The organism is Pseudoduganella umbonata (assembly GCF_014192225.1).
In the GTDB taxonomy this organism is placed as follows: Bacteria; Pseudomonadota; Gammaproteobacteria; order Burkholderiales; family Burkholderiaceae_D; genus Rugamonas; species Rugamonas umbonata.
Genome location: NZ_JACHXS010000018.1, coordinates 14,311 through 31,988 on the forward strand (window position 1 = coordinate 14,311; position 17,678 = coordinate 31,988).

Here is a 17,678-nt window from a genome sequence, read left to right on the forward strand (position 1 = left end):
GACACGGACCGGTTAGCGCTTACTTCGCGTCCGGCATCATCTTCTTCGTGATCACCCACTGCTGGGCGATCGAGAACAGGTTGTTGACGACCCAGTACAGCACCAGGCCCGACGGGAAGAACAGGAACATCACCGAGAACGCCAGCGGCATGAACAGCATCATCTTCGCCTGCATCGGGTCGGCCGGCTGCGGGTTCAGCTTCATCGTCACGTACATCGAGATCGCATACAGCACCGGCAGGATGAAGAACGGATCCGGCTTGGTCAGGTCGGTGATCCAGCCCAGCCACGGCGCGCCGCGCATCTCGACCGACGAGTTCAGCACCCAGTACAGCGCGATGAACACCGGCATCTGCACCACGATCGGCAGGCAGCCGCCCAGCGGGTTGATCTTCTCGGTCTTGTACAGCTCCATCATCGCCTGGTTCATCTTCTGCGGATCGCCTTTGTAGCGCTCGCGGATCGACGTCATCTTCGGCGTTACCACCTTCATCTTCGCCATGCTGCGATAGCTGGCGGCGGACAGCGGGAAGAAGATCAGCTTGATCAGGATCGTGAAGGCGATGATCGTCCAGCCCCAGTTATGCAGGGCGCTGTTGATATGCTCCATCACCCACCACATCGGCTTGGCGATGATGGTCAGCATGCCGTAGTCCTTCACCAGCTCCAGGCCCGGCGACACGCGTTCCAGCGCCTGTTCTGCCTGCGGGCCGGAATACAGCTTGGCGGTGTTCGACACCGTGGCGCCAGGTGCCAGCGCGCCAAGCGGCTGCACCACGCCGATCGAGTACGTGTTCGGGCCGACCTTGCGCGTGAAGATGTCGTGCATCTGCTTCGCCTGCGGCACCAGTGCGGAGACAAAGAAGTGCTGCGAGATCGCGACCCAGCCGTTGTCGGCCTTGACCGGGTGATCCGGCACGAAGTTCGGGTTGGTGCGCTTCGAAGCGTCTTCCTTCTCCACCTTCTCGAACGTGAGTTTCACGTACTTGTCGGCGTCGGTGTACAGCGTGGGGCCGGTGAAGCTCGGGTTGAACCACGAAGAACCTTCCGGCTTGTTGCCATCGTGGACCAGCTGCAGGTACAGCTCCGGATTCACGGGCGCCGCGCCGGTGTTGGTCACATCGTGACGCACGTCGATCACGTAGTCGCCGCGCTTGAACGTGAACGTCTTCGTCAGGCGCACGCCGCCCTGCTCGGCATCCATCACCAGTTGCACCTGGTTGCCGTTGTCGAGCGCGCGCGCGCCCGGGCGAACGGTAAAGCCGGTGTTATGGTTCGGCAGGTTGGCCGCGCCCACCAGGCCCGTCTGAGCCAGGTACACGCGGTCGCCCACTTGCTGGAACAGCTGCTGGTTCCTGGTCGGGTCGTAGCCATCCTTGAACTTCAGCAGTTCGAGGCGCTTGATCTGGCCGCCCAGCGTGTCGATGTCCACCTTGAACACGTCGGTCGTGATGGTCACGATCTGGCTCTGGAATGGTGCCGCGGTACCGGGTACCGCGGCGGCGCCGGCGGTAGGGGTGCCGACAGCGGCAGGAACGCCGGCCGGAGTGGTCTTGGCATCGGCCTGCGCGGTCTTCGGCGGGGCCGAGAACATGGACTGCCGGCCGGTGGAGATCATCCACTCGTTCCACAGGGCGACCAGTGAAACAGCGAAGACGATCCACAGGATTGTGCGTTTATTGAGATCCATTGGGTCAAATCAGGAGTGGTTGCAACCGCAAGCGGTCGTAGAGGAATGCTTTGGCGGAACGGGATCGACTCCGCCCGCGTTCCACGGGTGGCAGCGGCAGACACGGCGCACCGCCAGCCAGCCGCCCTTCGCCACGCCATGCTCGCGCAGCGCTTCGAGCGCGTAATTCGAGCAGCTTGGGTAGAAACGGCAGGAGGGCGGCATCAGCGGGCTGATGGCGATCTGGTAGCCACGCAAAAGCAGCGTGGCGAACTTGAGAAGCACCAGTTTCATCGCCGTGCTTTCGCCTGCGTCGCGAACAGGCGCGCCAGCTCGATGCGCAGCAGGGCCTTCAGCTTGGCATTGGTGGCTGGATCGGCTTTCGTGTTGACCGCCTTGGACAGCCGTACGACGCAGTCGATGGCCGGCAAGCCCGTGGTGCGGAACAGTTCGCGCGTCAGGCGCTTGATGGTGTTGCGCGTGACCGCGCGAGGTGCCAGGCGTTTGGCAACGACAACGCCCAGCCGCGCATGAGGCAGCTGATTCTGGCGGGTATAGAGCACGAAGTGCGCGCTTTTCTGGGCCGGGCGCAAACGAAAAACGGATGAAAATTCATCCGTTTTAACGATGCGCCGAGCGCGCGCGAAGTCGTGGGAACCTTCGCCTGTCGAGCCGTTGGAACTGCTGTCCACGCTCAGCGAACAAGCGATGGCTTATACAGCCAGGCGCTTGCGGCCCTTGGCACGGCGTGCGTTCAGGACCTGACGGCCACCACGGGTAGCCATACGTGCACGGAAACCGTGGGTACGCTTGCGACGCACGACGGAAGGTTGGTAAGTACGTTTCATGTTGGTCTCGCTAAAGAAGCAAAAAAATGCAAAATCGGGCTGCCGCACCGCTGACGAATCAGGCCGGACGCCAGGTGGTCCCTTCAGTTATTGGTGCCAATGACATTTCGCGCACTTATGCCCACACGTCCGGCACAAGCTGGCCAATCTCATCGCCCGCAAGGATCCGCGCTGATCGTAAACTGAAAAAACACGGAGTACGGGCGGGGAACCCTGAATTATCAGCATTCAGGCATGCCTTGTCAACAGCGGAACCGGGTTGCCGAGGCGCTTCCCGGCCGTTTTTTCCGCGATTTCGGGCGCAACCCTGTGGATAACTTGTGGGATTCGGAGTTAGAATAGCGTGTTACGTGTGGCGCATATGCGTCAGTTGCCGCTTGGTTACCGTCTTCGTTTGCGTATACCTTGCCGTATACCTCACGGTAGCTCGCGGCCGACACATGCTGCCCTCCCACAGCTTTTGCAGATAGACGATTCATGGAAAATTTCTGGCAGACCTGTTCCGCCCAACTGGAACTGGAGCTGACGCCGCAACAATTCAGCGCGTGGATCAAACCACTGGTGCCGCTCGATTACGAGAACGGCAAGCTGCGCATCGCGGCGCCCAACCGCTTCAAGCTCGACTGGGTGAAGTCCCAGTTCGCCAGCCGCATCACTGCCCTTGCATCGCAATACTGGGAAGCGCCGATCGAGGTGCAGTTCGTGCTGAACCCGAGCCTGAACCCGCCGCGCGCCCGGCCGACCGAGAGCACCAGCACGGCCGCCAGCGTGCCGAACGGCGCCGGCGCGCCCGCCATGCATCCGGCGGACGTGCGCACCGGCGACCCGGTCACGCCGCCGGCCGGCAACGAATACGCGAACCAGCGTGGCCGCGAGCAAAGCCGCATCAATACCGATCTCACGTTCGAAAGCTTCGTGACCGGTAAGGCCAACCAGCTGGCGCGCGCCGCCGCGATCCAGGTCGCCAACAATCCGGGCGTGTCGTATAACCCGCTGTTCTTCTATGGCGGCGTGGGCCTCGGTAAAACCCACCTGATCCACGCGATCGGCAACCAGGTGATGGCCGACCAGCCGGGTGCGCGCATCCGCTACATCCACGCCGAGCAGTACGTGCGCGACGTGGTGACCGCCTATCAGCGCAAGGGCTTCGACGACTTCAAGCATTACTACCACTCGCTGGACATGCTGCTGATCGACGATATTCAATTCTTCGGCGGCAAGAGCCGCACGCAGGAAGAATTCTTCTATGCGTTCGAAGCACTGATCGCCGCGAAGAAGCAGATCATCATCACGTCGGACACCTATCCGAAAGAGATCACCGGTATGGACGATCGCCTGATCTCGCGTTTCGATTCCGGCCTGACGGTGGCGATCGAGCCGCCCGAGCTGGAAATGCGCGTGGCGATCCTGCTGAAAAAGGCCAAGTCGGAAGGCGTGACCCTGTCGGACGACGTGGCTTTCTTCGTGGCCAAGCACCTGCGCTCGAACGTGCGCGAGCTGGAAGGCGCGCTGCGCAAGATCCTGGCGTACTCCCGCTTCCACGGCAAGGACATCTCGATCGACATCGTGAAGGAAGCGCTGAAGGACCTGCTCTCCGTGCAGAACCGCCAGATCAGCGTGGAAAACATCCAGAAGACGGTCGCGGACTTCTTCAACATCAAGGTCGCGGACATGTACTCGAAGCGCCGGCCCGCCAATATCGCGCGGCCGCGCCAGATCGCGATGTACCTGGCGAAGGAACTGACGCAGAAGAGCCTGCCGGAGATCGGCGAGCTGTTCGGCGGCCGCGACCACACCACGGTGCTGCACGCCGTGCGCAAGATCGCCCAGGACCGCACCAAGAACCCGGAGTGCAACCACGAGCTGCACGTGCTGGAGCAGACGCTGAAAGGCTGATGGGCGGGCAATCGCATGCGGCGCGCGCCTTTGCCAGGGGCTTGCAGCGCCGCTTTGCCTTCCAGCCCGGCAACCTTTAGCATTACAAACTAGTCATTAATTTTTTATCGAGGATATCCATGCAACTGGTCAAAACCACCCGAGATACGCTACTTCGGCCACTGCAGATCGTGAGCGGTATTGTCGAGCGTCGGCATACGATGCCGATTCTGGCCAATATCCTCATCCGCAAGGAAGGCGAAGCAGTCTCGTTCCTGTCCACCGATACGGAAGTGCAGATCACCACGAACGCCAACATCGGCTCCGGCGCCGAAGTGACCGGCACCACGGTGGCCGCGCGCAAGCTGCTGGACATCCTGCGCGCGCTGCCCGAATCGGGCGACGTGTCGCTGACGCTGGTGAACAAGCGCCTGACGGTCCAAAGCGGCAAATCGCGCTTCGCGCTGCAAACGCTGGCCGCCGAGGAATTCCCCACCGTGCAGGAAGCGGAAAACTTCAACGCCTCGTTCACGCTGCCGCAAAAAACGCTGAAGCACCTGTTCAACATGGTGCACTTCGCGATGGCCCAGCAGGACATCCGCTACTACCTGAACGGCCTGCTGCTGGTGCTCGACGGCGAGAACGTGATCGCCGTGGCCACCGACGGCCACCGCCTCGCCTTCTGCCAGGTGAAGACCGAGCAGGCCTTCGAACGCCAGGAAGTGATCATCCCGCGCAAGACCATCATCGAGCTGCAGCGCCTGCTGGAAGAAAACGATGAAGCCGTGCAGCTGGACATCGCCGCCAACCAGGTGAAACTGGGCTTCACGGACATCGAGCTGATCTCCAAGCTGGTCGAGGGCAAGTTCCCCGACTACACGCGCGTGATCCCGAAGGGCTACAAGAACGACTTCACGATCAGCCGCGACGAGCTGCTGCGCTCCCTGCAGCGCGCCGCCATCATGACCAGCGATAAATTCAAGGGCGTGCGCTGCATCATCAGCCCGGGTTCGCTGAAGATCTCGTCCACCAACGCGGACCAGGAAGAAGCGGTCGAGGAACTGGAGATCGACTACGGCGGCGACAGCCTCGACATCGGCTTCAATGTCACCTACCTGCTGGACGTGCTGAACAACCTGAAGTGCGACCAGGTCAACGTTGCATTGGGCGACTCGAATTCGTCCGCACTGATCTCGATTCCGGACAATCCCGACTTCAAGTATGTCGTGATGCCGATGCGGATCTGATCGACCCGCGTTTTAACTGCAGAGGGCCCCGATGAACCGCATGCGCGGCGCCGCCAGGCGGCACCGCGCGGCAGGCCCATCGAGGTTCCAGTAATCGTTTTTTGAGAAAGTAGTCCATGTCCGAACGCCAAAACCTAGTACCAGTGCAGGTCAACTCCGAGGATTACGGCGCCTCCTCGATCCAGATCCTGGAAGGCCTGGAAGCAGTCCGCAAGCGCCCCGGCATGTATATCGGTGACACCTCGGACGGCACCGGTCTGCACCACCTGGTCTTCGAAGTGCTGGACAACTCGATCGACGAATCGCTGGCCGGCTACTGCACCGAGATCCACGTGACGATCCATTCGGACAACTCGATCTCGATCACCGACAATGGCCGCGGCATTCCCGTCGGCCTGAAGATGGACGACAAGCACGAGCCGAAGCGCTCCGCCGCCGAGATCGTGCTGACCGAACTGCACGCCGGCGGCAAGTTCGACCAGAACTCGTACAAAGTCTCCGGCGGCCTGCACGGCGTGGGCGTTTCTTGCGTCAACGCGCTGTCGAAACTGCTGCGCGTGACGGTACGCCGCGACGGCAAGGTGCACCAGATGGAATTCGTGCGCGGCGTGCCGCAGAACCGCGAAATCGAAATCCGCGACGGCATCGCCGTCTCGCCGATCAAGGTTATCGGCGAAACCGACAAGCGCGGTACCGACGTGCACTTCTGGGCCGACGAAGAGATCTTCAGCCACGTGGAGTTCCACTACGAGATCCTGGCCAAGCGCATCCGCGAACTGTCGTTCCTGAACAATGGCGTGAACATCAAGCTGTCCGACCAGCGCACCGGCAAGGACGAGATCTTCGCGTTCGAAGGCGGCACGCGCGGCTTCGTCGAGTACATCAACAAGGCGAAAACGGTCTTGCACCCGACCGTGTTCCAGGCCACCGGCGACCGCATGTCGGACCAGAACACGAATATCTCGGTGGACGTGTCGATGCAGTGGAACGATGCCTTCAATGAACAGGTACTCTGCTTCACGAACAACATTCCGCAACGCGACGGCGGCACCCACCTGACCGGCCTGCGTGCCGCGATGACGCGCGTGATCAACAAGTACATCGACGAACACGATTTCGCCAAGAAGGCGAAAGTCGAGATCTCCGGCGACGACATGCGCGAAGGCCTGACCTGTGTGCTGTCGGTGAAAGTGCCGGAACCGAAGTTCTCGTCGCAGACCAAGGACAAGCTGGTGTCGTCCGAAGTGCGTGGCCCGGTCGAGGAGATCGTGGCAAAGACGCTGACGGACTTCCTGCAGGAGAAACCGCACGACGCGAAGATCATCTGCGGCAAGATCGTGGAAGCCGCGCGCGCCCGCGAAGCGGCCCGCAAGGCCCGCGACCTGACGCGCCGCAAGGGTGTGATGGATGGCCTGGGCCTGTCGTCGAAACTGGCCGACTGCCAGGAACGCGACCCGGCGCTGGCCGAACTGTACATCGTCGAGGGTGACTCGGCAGGCGGCTCCGCCAAGCAGGGCCGCGACCGTAAATTCCAGGCCATCCTGCCGCTGCGCGGCAAGGTGCTGAACGTGGAAAAGGCGCGCTTCGAGAAGATGCTGTCCTCCGAGCAGATCACTACGCTGATCGCCACGCTGGGCACCTCGATCGGCCCGGACGAATTCAATGCCGACAAGCTGCGCTACCACCGCATCATCATCATGACCGACGCGGACGTCGACGGCGCCCACATCCGCACCCTGCTGCTGACGCTGTTCTACCGCCAGATGCCGCAGTTGGTGGAACGCGGCCACATCTACATCGCCCAGCCGCCGCTGTACAAGGTGAAGGCCGGCCGCGACGAGCGCTACCTGAAGGACGACACGGAAGAAGCCAGCTACATGATGACGGTGGCACTGAACACCGCCGTGCTGACCCCGCGCGACGGCGCCGACCCGATCACCGGCGAACCGCTGACCGAACTGGCCCGCCAGTACAACCTGGCGAACGCCGTGATGCTGCGTCTGACCCGCGTGATCGACCGCGCCGCGCTGACCGCCATCATGACCGGCGTGCAGCTGGACCTGTCGACCACCGACGCCGCGCGCGCCTCCGCGCAGGCGCTGGCCGACAACATCAACGATCCGGCCGTCACCGTCTCGGTACGTTCGGACGACCTGTCGGACAAGCACCTGCTGTGGATCGAACGCCTGCATCACGGCAATGTGCGCGTATCCACGATCGACGCGGACTTCGTCAGCGGCGCCGACTACGGTGTGCTGTCCACCGCCGCTGCGACCTTCACCGGTTTGATCGGTGAGGGTGCCATTATTCGGCGCGGTGAAGGCGAGCGGACCAAGGAATTCGCCGTGAAGGACTTCCACGAAGCGATGCAGTGGCTGCGGGATGAAGCGGAACGTACCGTGTCGAAACAGCGCTACAAGGGTCTGGGCGAGATGAATCCCGAGCAGCTGTGGGAAACCACGATGGATCCGACCGTGCGGCGTTTGCTGAAGGTGCAGATCGAAGATGCCATCGCGGCGGACCAGATCTTTACGACGCTGATGGGTGACGATGTCGAACCGCGCCGTAACTTTATCGAGACGAATGCGCTGCGGGCGGGGAATATCGACGTTTGATGTTGTTGCGCTGGTAATGGGAAAGGGGCCTTGCGGCCCCTTTTTTATTGCCCGGATTTTCGCTACACCGAAGAGATCAGCTTTGCGCCACAGGCGGCTTTGTCGCCGTCGTAGGCGACAAGCTTTCCGTTGTGGGTGCGGTCGCCCTTTTGAGGTTGAATCGGGAAGACTCCTTTGCACTGAGGGCAGCTTACGGTGTCGCCCTCGACTGCGACTGGCTTGCCGTAGACTTTGAAATCGGTGCTGGCGGTGAGGACTTTGCCACCATGGGTAGTGGAATCTCCCAGGCGGATGATGCCGCGGCCTTTGCTGTCTTTCATTTTGATCTCCGTTGGTTTCCCGATGATGCAAGTTGTTTCGTGTCTGACATGGCGAATTTACCCTCAGCCCACCTGAGCGCATTCTTTTTTGCGTCAGGCTCTCCGTTCCAGTCTTCGATATCTTTTGCTAGCAAATCAGGGAATTTCCCTTTCTGTACTGCCAAATCCGTTGGGTGCCATCCAATCGGAGTTAGACCTGTAGGCTCATCGAAAGGATCGTCTGGATCGATACTACATAGCGTAATGATTTCTGAAGGCCACCGAGGGGAGCTGCACGTCCATAGCGAAAGAACGCGATGCGATGCAAGCAACAGAAAAACTGGCAAAAGCAATAGTCTAAAAGAAGGGCTCGCCCTGAATCCCATTTCATATACACAGTACAAAAAGGACTCATACATGGATTCCTGTTCGGCGAGAAATAGACCTGGCTTCGGAAGGTCTACTGGACCTTTGTTCATGTACCAGCACCAGTAATTCCACTGGCCAAGCAACCCCTCCAAACCTTCAATTCCTTCCCAATCCCGCCCTAGCGTAACAGCCTTCTCAACATTTCCATTTATGTCTACTCGATAGTAGCGTATCCAATAATGATATCCATCCTGAGAGGCGCGATGAATGCAGAAGATCGTCCGTTCACTCCACTCAATCTCCTCGATACAGTCCTCATTCCGATGCACACTTTCGCCCCTGCTCGGACGAATTAAGGCATATATCTTCCTAGTTTTTCGATTGAACCGAATTGGATAGCGATTTCGAGCAAAGAACTCGCCCTTACCAAACCAAATAGCGAATATACCGAACCCTAACATCGAAACGACAACCATAGATATGGATAAAATGTCATCATTTGGCCACAGCCTATCTGAACTGACTAGAAGCATAGCAACCAACAGCCAGGCATGAATACACACTGCAAATATCGCCATCAATACACCACCCGCATACCATTGTCGAATCATATGAGACTGATCGGTAGCGTCTAAATAGACAGAATTAATTCTGAAAGTTGTACCATCCTCCTTGATATGCGGACCAACCCACCCTGATACGGGCAATCGGTGCGCAAGATCCCACGCAGGTATCGGTTTTCCAAGCTTGGCCCCAAAAATTCGATCATCCATGTTAGGATCCTACCGCTCCGTTAAATGCAATCAGCTCTTCTTCAAGCGATGAGTAAGCCTTTGCATCGTTACCGCTTTGAATAGAAAAATAACAACGTGATACCCATCGCTTTAAAGGCGGAGTTCGAATGGCTGCAACGATCAAACTGAATGCGAACGCCAAAACAAAAATTGGCCAGAATATCGCCGCACCGATAAAATACCCTACTATTGCTAGACCCAACGATAATACACCGTTCAAAAAATAGGCGCGTCCTAGCCATTTATCACCGTCTTTAAATGCTTGATATGAGTTAACGAAATCAAAAACCGCATTAGCTGCACCTGCCATAGCACCAAAGAATTTTCCGATCGTGACACCATTCTTAATCGCACCACTCCCGAAGTTCCAATGCTTCATTACAAAACGCGACAATGGATAGTCTGGAACTTTATCAAGCGTAGTGGCTACTGCTTCTAATGTCGAGGCTGCTACGGCAAGAACAGCAACTGCTACCTTTAAGCCTAATTTCGTTCGATCAAACTCATCAGCCCTTCTAAAATCTTCATTCGCGTAATATAGAGCACAGAGTTGCAATACTACACCAACACTGCCAGTATTAACATCACTAGAGTCGAACCATTCTTTGATTAAGTCTCGGCCAGGAATACCTACCCCACGCATTGTTCCCGCGCGAATACGGCCTTCCTTCTCTAAACTTTTTACATCAAGCTCAAAGGCAAATACAACGTCATGTGAAGGATTTCGCCTTATTACACGCTTGGCCTCTTTTCGCGCATTAGAAAGGTGACCGATAAATTTTTTATCGAATTGCCCAAATTGTTCGTTGGATTGGTGAATTACCCAATCTACCAATGCTTTTTCAGTCAAATTACTTCTGTTTATTAGTGTCTTTCCTAGCAGAGTCAATCCCGCTAGAGTTAAATTACGCATTACTATACTACCCGCCTGCCCCAAGGCACGAGCCAATATATTTGCGGTTGTAAGCACAAGACGATCCACCAGATGCGCATTATCTTTCTTATTAAATCTGCTTAACGCACCTTTGTATACGCTTAGCAAATATTTGGGCTTATAATCTGCTCCGCGAATATCTACCCCTGCGGCATCAATAAGCTCATCCTGATTGAACAACAAAGCCCGAACATATAAATTATCAGAATCAGATAGATTTTCGGAAGAAAGCCATTGGTATAAGATAGCTTCACATTGACTAGTCGCAACACCTTTTCCTATGCATTGAGCCAACGATTCGCGATACGAAAACCCACTCCGGATATCACATGTATCATGAACAGCATGCATCCAATCACGGAGTTGCGTGCATTTCAGCCAAGCTGAATGTGCAATGGCTAATCGAGCACCAATGGATTCATATTTCTTTGTTGCGATTTCATGATGTATCGGGAAATTTTTAAGAAGTTCGCTATCGAACAAGGTTTTGCCATCTGTATCACTTGTGAAATCCTTCCATGCTCTGTCTTCAGCGGCAGCAATCCTTCCTTCGATAGAATCACCATATCTCCTTCGCTCTGCTTGTTTTCTCTTTTCGTATTTTTCAGGGCCACCGGCTTTAATAACCTTCCAAAGTTGCCTTCCCCAATCCGCCTCAGCGACTCTGAGATCTTTTTCGGTAGCTTTTTCCAACATAATGTCCATCTCAGCATTCGTTCGTGCATCATGTCGGACAGATTTCTCAATATTATCTAGCAATTGCCTACATATCTCTCCCCGGTAAATCGTCTCGTCGAAGCCAGAGTGATGAGTAGGGCATGTCAACTCGCTTAAGTCGTTCGTTATACCCACCGGATCATTAACAGCGACTATAAATCCTCCATATGGACACTTTTCCTGCATAACGCTTTCTATGTTCCCTCGTGCATCACGTAGATGCTTTTCACGCTGCGATAGCGTGTTGCTGAAGTCAAATGCTTTTTTTAACACCTCTTCACTGCTGGAAAAATGCGGGACTTTTGACGAATAATCTTTGAATTTGGCAGAATGGGCGGCCGATCCATGCAGCATCGCTTGTGCGTCAATGCATTGCAAGTGTTTCAGTCGCCATTTTACGTCTGGCACTTTTGATATAGTTGACTTTGTCCATAGGACGTTAGACCATCCCATCCATATATTACCCATTACCTCACAAGGAAATGGCTCTATATCGATACAATAAGAAAGAGAAACACTCACCCGATTCAGGCAGCAGAAATCCATACGATCGGTATCGATTGCTGGGATATATTCGACGGGGAACTCCCAAAGAGCCCCATTAGGCAGAACAATGTAAGCTTTAAGCCGTTTTCTCTTTTCCTCATAGACATAAAAATAGCCTGTTCTCAAAGCCCTTAGCGTGTATTTCGCTGGCGAAATATCATCCGGACCTCCAGCAATCTTAAAGTTACCAGATAGTCCAGGCACATCGTCTTTTCCGTTTGGGCAGGCCACCGCATATCGTACTGGATATACAAGAAGTCCTTTCCGTCCGCAATAGCTGCAGGCTGAATCTGTCATATATATCTCCATTTTTCATTAATCTTACATTCCATGAGCTCAACATCCGCAGGGGTGATACAAGCCATCAATTGCTGCAATGAGATCTCTTTTCTCCGTAATTGCGCCCATTTTGGCATTAGTTCGTGATGGCCACGGAATAACTTTCGGTAAAGCGTCGAAAAGTATGCAAACTCAGCGCGTTCATCATCATTACCTGTATGAAGATAATTATTCGTTTCCATAAATGCGCTAACTGAATGCTTGAGATCGTCGAAACATTGATACGGCGATGAGTTTTTTTCATTTAATCGCGCATGTAGGCGATCGAAGACTCTGCTCTTGCTCAGCAATTCCCACTGTGAGTTAGTTGGCCATCCAAGTTGTAAGTCAGCAGTGGACGGAATAAAACGCTGCGTTGGCTGAACGTACCACCATTGTCGACGCCATGGAAACGACCAGCGTGCAACCGCACCAAGGAGCGCATTCCCTTGCTCATCTGTAAAAAGATGCGCCGTGAGGATAAATACACGTGGATCGTAATACCGCCAAATGACCGCCCCTTCTGATACTCGACCAGTTAAAAACCTAGCTAAGCAGTTTGCCAATTCTTCCGTACTACTATCGGTTTGCAGCCATGCGCACACCACTGGCGGGTATTGCTCCGACTTTTCCGGTTCCATGAGTTGAGACACGACCTCCTGTTCCGAGTGCGTTAAATTTTCTAGTCTTAATAGACGAGGCATCGAATCTTCCGCTGCCCATAGGAACGGCGGCACGCAGGGGTACATTTCAGGTAACAGCTCGTTCAGCTCAGCGGGTAAATTTGCCGGCTCGATCAATAGATAGCCATTGTTGGGCACAGGCGAAGGCGACTGGGTCGGTGTGATCAGCATCATCACTCTCCTTTCACCGGAACGGTCGCGGCCCCGGTCCCTGCGGCGCCCTTGGCCTGCATTGCACAGGTATCCGAACCGGGAAAAGTCGCTTTTCTATCCTGGCCTTTCATCGTCTGATGACCGGCTGCATACATTTCGCTGTCGCCGCTGGTGTAGCCTTTTATCCCGTCCGCGCTTAGCACCAGTTCGCTACCACCGCCGTTGATGCGAACGCCCTTTTTTGCCTTCAGGTTTATCCAGTCGGTCGCGCTGATGATTTCGATGACTTTTTTCGCAAGCACTTCCAGCTCATCGTTCTGCGCCTGGATCTGGACCTTTCCCCCCGCAGCAATAAGCTTGGCCCCGCCTTGGTTGGTGAACAGGCTGACGCCTCGGGCCGCGCGAATCCATGTGCTGCCTCCCGCCGACAACCTCATTTGCTCGCTGCAGACGAGGTCGGTGTCCAAGGCGGCACCAATCGCCAGCGACTGACCGCTTGTCGCAATAACGCCATCCGGTCCGTTAATCGCGATAACCCGGCCTTTGACTTGATCGATTTTTTCCACTTTCTCAACCAAGGCGCTCAGCTCCGTACCTATCGGCTCATCCTCGGCAAACCTTTCAGCAAGCTTTGACAGTTGCCCGGCCAATTTCCCTATCCCAGCCGCGACTTTGGTCAAGCCTGCGCGTTCCAGTTGCTTGCCTTCCGATCCGCCGCCATTCTCTGCGGTGATAAGAACACCCTCGACGCCTCTGACAGCCACAGCAAGCTCACTGAAAAGCTCCGCCCCCTCCCCCCGCTTCTCCGCATACCCATTCTTCTTGGGCTGAGTCAAAAACCCCAGATTCAACTGCGATTCCCCATGATCGCTACTCAACTGCGCACTGATCTGACCCTTGGTATCGTCGAACCGCAACTGATTCCCCTTCCTCCCGCCCAGCACCTCCCGGCTGCGAATCCCCGATAAATACCGGTTCCCCGGCAGCCCCCCACCACTGCTCAGTTCAGGCGGCGTGGTCACCTGGTTGAACATCTGCCCCACAATCACGGGCTTGTCGGGGTCGCCACCCAGGAACGCCACGAGTACCTCGCTGCCAACCCGCGGCAGCATCACCGCACCGCACTGGTCGTATCCCGGTCCATTGCCTGCCCAACTGCTTGCCACGCGCACCCAGGCAGAATCGCGATCTGTCTGGGTGGCGCCGGTTCCCGATGCATGCGCATGATCCTGCTCCCGGGTGGCGGGGAAGCGGATCCTCACGCGGCCCATTGCATCGCAGTGCACCTCCTCCTTGGCAGGTCCTACCACCAGCGCGCTCTGCATGTGCACGGGAGGCAGATCCGTGCGCGGGTCATAGGCAGGCACGATGGGCACGCCACGGCGCACGGCGGTAAAGCGCATCTTGACCGGGCGTTTGCCCAGGTCGTCGCCAGCCCAGCCGCTGCGCGCGAACAGCCTGGCAACACGATCGGCAAGGTCGCGTGGCAGGTTGTTCTGCACGGCCAATTGCAATTCGGTGATGACGAACTCCCGGTCGATTGCCTGGTGGCGGTCGATCTCGGGATGGCCTGTCAGCGTGAAATGCTCGCCGGCGCGGAAATCACGCACGGCGCCTTCGCCCATGAAGCACTTGGTCTCGAAGTCATGCCGGTCCATCGCCAGCTCTCCGAGCGCAGTAAGATCCTTGCGGTCATCGCCCGCGTGCGGCGACCAGACCTGGTAGTCGTCCAGCGTGGCGGCGAGGGTGCGTTCGACGGACCCCTGCTCAAGTTGGCCAAGCATCCCCACGCGCATGGCGTCCAGCGACAACGGCGTCTTGTAGTTCCAGCTGTGCCGCGTCGCGGACATCGGCTGCAGCGTGCGTACGGCGGTCCAAGCGGTGATGCTGTCGCGTTCTTCCGTGGCCGCATCGCGGTGATAGCGCACGGTGCCGGCGGCGTTCGCGCGCACGCTTTCGAAGCGGTTCAACAGGCGCATGCGGTGGGACGGATATTGGTTGCCCACGTCCGGTTCGAAAATCCATGAGATGCCACGTCGCCGCAGGATCCGCCGGATGAATGCGGCATCCGATTCGTTGTGCTGCATTGTGAATTCGCGCTTCGGGTACTTCATGTCGTCGAAGATGTTATCCGTGATGACATCGAAGCTTGGCCCCACAACAGGATTACTGTGATGCCACTCGTCGCGCAGCCGGTACAGGATCTCCACCTCATTCAGATTGCGGAACACGCGCGTGTTGGTGCGCTTTTCCATCACCGCCAGCATGTCGCGGATCACGAGCTGGTAGCTGGCCAGACCGCCGTCGGTGTCACCGGCGCGCGCTTCGGTGACCACGCCGCACACGGTGCGCAGCCTGCCGCGGTCGTTGACGATGTCGATCGCGGCAGGCAGCGCGATGAATTCCTTCAGCGGCAGACGAGCGTCCAGCGCCACGCACAGCACGCGGTACTCGAAGCCGCCACACAGCGATTCATGCCCCTCCACGCGCTGTGGCAGCAGTACGTCTTCCATCATCAACTTCGGGTGATCGAGACGCAACCGCACTGGGCGGTCGCTGGTGACCAAGTCGCGATGCGAGACCAGGAAATTGACGAATGCATTGAGAAGTTCCATCAAGGCCTCCTAAGCCGGCGACTGGGAACCCGGCCGCTGGGCGCAGCGCACCAGCTCGCGGCCGTCGACCGTTTGCACGATGAGCCTGCTGAAATTTCCCCAGGCGATGTAGTAACCGAAGACGTAATCCATCACCTGGGCAAGCGAGTAAATGCTGCGATGGGTGAAGGCTGCTTCATCGACCGTCAGCCGTATCTGGTAGCCATAGGCCAGCGACGAGCCATATTCGTGGCGCAGCGCTCCCTTGATTTCGCTGCGATCCACCGCGACGATGCCAGCCAATTGACGTTCCGTTACCGCACAATCGGGCCTCGCGTGCAGGCGCAGCAGCTCGAGTAGGCTTGGCAGGTCGAACTGGGTTAAGGCTCGGCCGCCGGCGCTGCCGGCGCCGAGCACCTCGAAGTGATCGTCCGGCTTGTCCGCCAGGACGAGCGGCGCAGTCGGTGTGCATAGCAGGCGGATGGTGCATGCTGCTGCCACCTCATCGCCGACCAGGTCGCCGCCGGCGCGGCCCACCGGCAGCGTCGCAGGCAGGCTCCCATTGGTGCAGGTAAGCTGCGCTGTCGCCGTTCCTTCAGCCAGGAGGAGCGGTTTGCGCCGGTCGTCCAGAAACGACACCGTGTCTTCGGTGCCGAGCGTAGGGTTCGCCCGCTTGAAGGTCCACCGTTTCGTTGGCGCCACGCATTGCTCACCAGCCCATTCCAGGTCGACCGCCGCATTGCCGCCGTCCACCGCGCATAACAGCTTTATCGAATCGATGCTGTAGATCGCGATCTCCGCATCGTTCGAGCGCCGCGCGATGAGCGGATAGACGTCCTGCCCCTCCGTTATCCGGATCGCTTCCGATGCATTGGAAAACATGTTCACGACAGGCGTGCAGCCGAGCCGCAATGCCGTCGCCGGCAAGGCGCGAAGCAGCTGCGGCGTGGATGTCTGATGCAGGTCCGGCACGATCATGTGCAGCACCACACGCTGCGCGCCCTTCGGGGATTCGGCGAGTACGGACTTCAGGTCGATATCGAAGAAGTCGAACTTCTCCGGGAACGCAAAATACTCGGCGAGCAGGCGCAGGCTGTCCTCCTGTCGCCGCGGCGTCGGCAGCAGGGCTTCGCTGCGCGAAAGGCCTACTGGTGTCAATGGCGATATTTTCAGCTTCCACCATTGCTGTTCCGACTCGACGCAGGTACACAGCGTGCGCGCGAACAGGCCTTCATAGAGGGCCGTGCGCGTGGCGGCATCGGTATCGATGAAGACCCGTACCGGCTCGGCGATGGCCTTGTCGAGCGAGATGGCCGGATCCGTGCTTTCGATGACGATCCTGATCGCACCGCCCGCGCTCGGTGGCAGGCCAAGGGATAGTGGCGCATCCACACGGGCCGTATAGCTGGCGGTCAGCGCAAGCGCCGGAATGGTCACGTCGTAGACGGTGCGGAACCGGCATGCCGGTTCTGACTTGAAATGGAACTCGGTGCCGCGCGGGATCGTGGCGCTCACCCGTTGCGTGCCCGCGTCAAAGTGCGCCACCGAGCAGGAAGGCACAGGGTTCAGGTAAAACGGGCTGAGGATGGCCAGCAGGTCGTTGGTGAGCCGCGTGTGGTAATAGTCGAGATTCCACGCATTTTTCGCGCACAGCAAGGCGGTTCCCTGCATTACTCGCTCGGTCACCGGATCGACACCCTGCCCGGCCGATACCCCAAGCGTGGAAGCCAACGCAGGATTTCGCGATATCAGCTCTTTAAAATTGCGGCGCAAGATACCCATCTCGCGCTCGAAGTACGGAAGAAGTTTGTCCATCGATCGACCTCTCAGATGGGAAGGCCGACGATGGGAGCTCGCCCCATCATTGCTTTCCGTTGATAACGAAAAGCAATATCGCATAGCAAGATCCGACGCATATTGACGCTAGGCAATTCCCTGCCGCTTGCCGGCAGATGCGGGCAAGCGGCATATCACTTGTGCTATACCCGCACGAGGTAAATCTGATTGATCACAACAA

Annotated in this window: 13 protein-coding genes; 3 read left to right on the top strand and 10 right to left on the bottom strand. The window is 57.5% G+C overall.

Translation table 11 applies throughout. The annotated features are described in order from the left end of the window. Positions 1-19: 19 nt before the first annotated feature. The 4 genes from yidC to rpmH form a co-directional block, all read right to left on the bottom strand. On the bottom strand, positions 20-1,690 hold the full coding sequence (gene yidC, locus FHS02_RS30220) for a membrane protein insertase YidC (RefSeq protein ID WP_137315082.1): 1,671 nt from the start codon (positions 1,688-1,690) through the stop codon (positions 20-22). A 9-nt stretch (positions 1,691-1,699) separates the two neighbouring features. Then, entirely contained in the window at positions 1,700-1,963 is a 264-nt protein-coding gene (yidD, locus tag FHS02_RS30225; protein ID WP_137315083.1) for a membrane protein insertion efficiency factor YidD, read from the bottom strand. Next, positions 1,960-2,298 (bottom strand): ribonuclease P protein component, encoded by a 339-nt coding sequence (gene rnpA, locus FHS02_RS30230; RefSeq protein ID WP_229422850.1) that lies wholly within the window; start codon positions 2,296-2,298, stop codon positions 1,960-1,962. The genes yidD and rnpA overlap by 4 nt, the downstream gene beginning before the upstream one ends. An 84-nt stretch (positions 2,299-2,382) precedes the next feature. Further along, a complete protein-coding gene (gene rpmH, locus FHS02_RS30235; RefSeq protein ID WP_040378179.1) occupies positions 2,383-2,517 on the bottom strand; it encodes a 50S ribosomal protein L34 in 135 nt (44 codons plus the stop codon). 477 nt (positions 2,518-2,994) lie between these two features. On the opposite strand from rpmH, the gene dnaA reads away from it, so the two are divergent. The 3 genes from dnaA (at position 2,995) to gyrB (ending at position 8,254) form a co-directional block, all read left to right on the top strand. Then, positions 2,995-4,413: a chromosomal replication initiator protein DnaA gene (gene dnaA, locus FHS02_RS30240; RefSeq protein ID WP_137315085.1), complete on the top strand. Its 1,419-nt coding sequence runs from the start codon at positions 2,995-2,997 to the stop codon at positions 4,411-4,413. A 119-nt stretch (positions 4,414-4,532) separates the two neighbouring features. Beyond that, positions 4,533-5,639, top strand: coding sequence for a DNA polymerase III subunit beta (gene dnaN / locus FHS02_RS30245; RefSeq protein WP_137315086.1), 1,107 nt, complete (start codon positions 4,533-4,535; stop codon positions 5,637-5,639). Between the two features lie 116 nt (positions 5,640-5,755). Then, a complete protein-coding gene (gene gyrB, locus FHS02_RS30250; protein ID WP_137315087.1) occupies positions 5,756-8,254 on the top strand; it encodes a DNA topoisomerase (ATP-hydrolyzing) subunit B in 2,499 nt (832 codons plus the stop codon). A 62-nt stretch (positions 8,255-8,316) separates the two neighbouring features. Here gyrB and FHS02_RS30255 read toward each other — a convergent pair whose 3' ends face one another. From FHS02_RS30255 to tssF, 6 genes are read right to left on the bottom strand one after another with little or no spacing between them, the layout of a single operon-like run. Next, on the bottom strand, positions 8,317-8,574 hold the full coding sequence (locus FHS02_RS30255) for a PAAR domain-containing protein (RefSeq protein ID WP_137315088.1): 258 nt from the start codon (positions 8,572-8,574) through the stop codon (positions 8,317-8,319). Further along, entirely contained in the window at positions 8,571-9,695 is a 1,125-nt protein-coding gene (locus FHS02_RS30260; protein WP_137315089.1) for a DUF6708 domain-containing protein, read from the bottom strand. Before FHS02_RS30260 ends, FHS02_RS30255 begins: the two co-directional genes overlap by 4 nt. A 1-nt stretch (position 9,696) precedes the next feature. Beyond that, a complete protein-coding gene (locus FHS02_RS30265; RefSeq protein WP_137315090.1) occupies positions 9,697-12,210 on the bottom strand; it encodes a T6SS effector BTH_I2691 family protein in 2,514 nt (837 codons plus the stop codon). Further along, positions 12,207-13,088 carry a DUF4123 domain-containing protein gene (locus FHS02_RS30270; protein WP_137315091.1) on the bottom strand — a complete coding sequence of 294 codons (882 nt, stop codon included), beginning with the start codon at positions 13,086-13,088 and terminating at the stop codon, positions 12,207-12,209. The genes FHS02_RS30265 and FHS02_RS30270 overlap by 4 nt, the downstream gene beginning before the upstream one ends. Next, complete coding sequence (locus tag FHS02_RS30275; RefSeq protein ID WP_137315092.1) at positions 13,088-15,682, bottom strand: type VI secretion system Vgr family protein; 2,595 nt, start codon at positions 15,680-15,682, stop codon at positions 13,088-13,090. Before FHS02_RS30275 ends, FHS02_RS30270 begins: the two co-directional genes overlap by 1 nt. Positions 15,683-15,691: 9 nt before the next feature. Beyond that, the gene (tssF, locus tag FHS02_RS30280; protein WP_175424858.1) at positions 15,692-17,476 is read right to left on the bottom strand and encodes a type VI secretion system baseplate subunit TssF; all 1,785 of its coding nucleotides are present in this window, start codon (positions 17,474-17,476) and stop codon (positions 15,692-15,694) included. Positions 17,477-17,678: the final 202 nt, after the last annotated feature.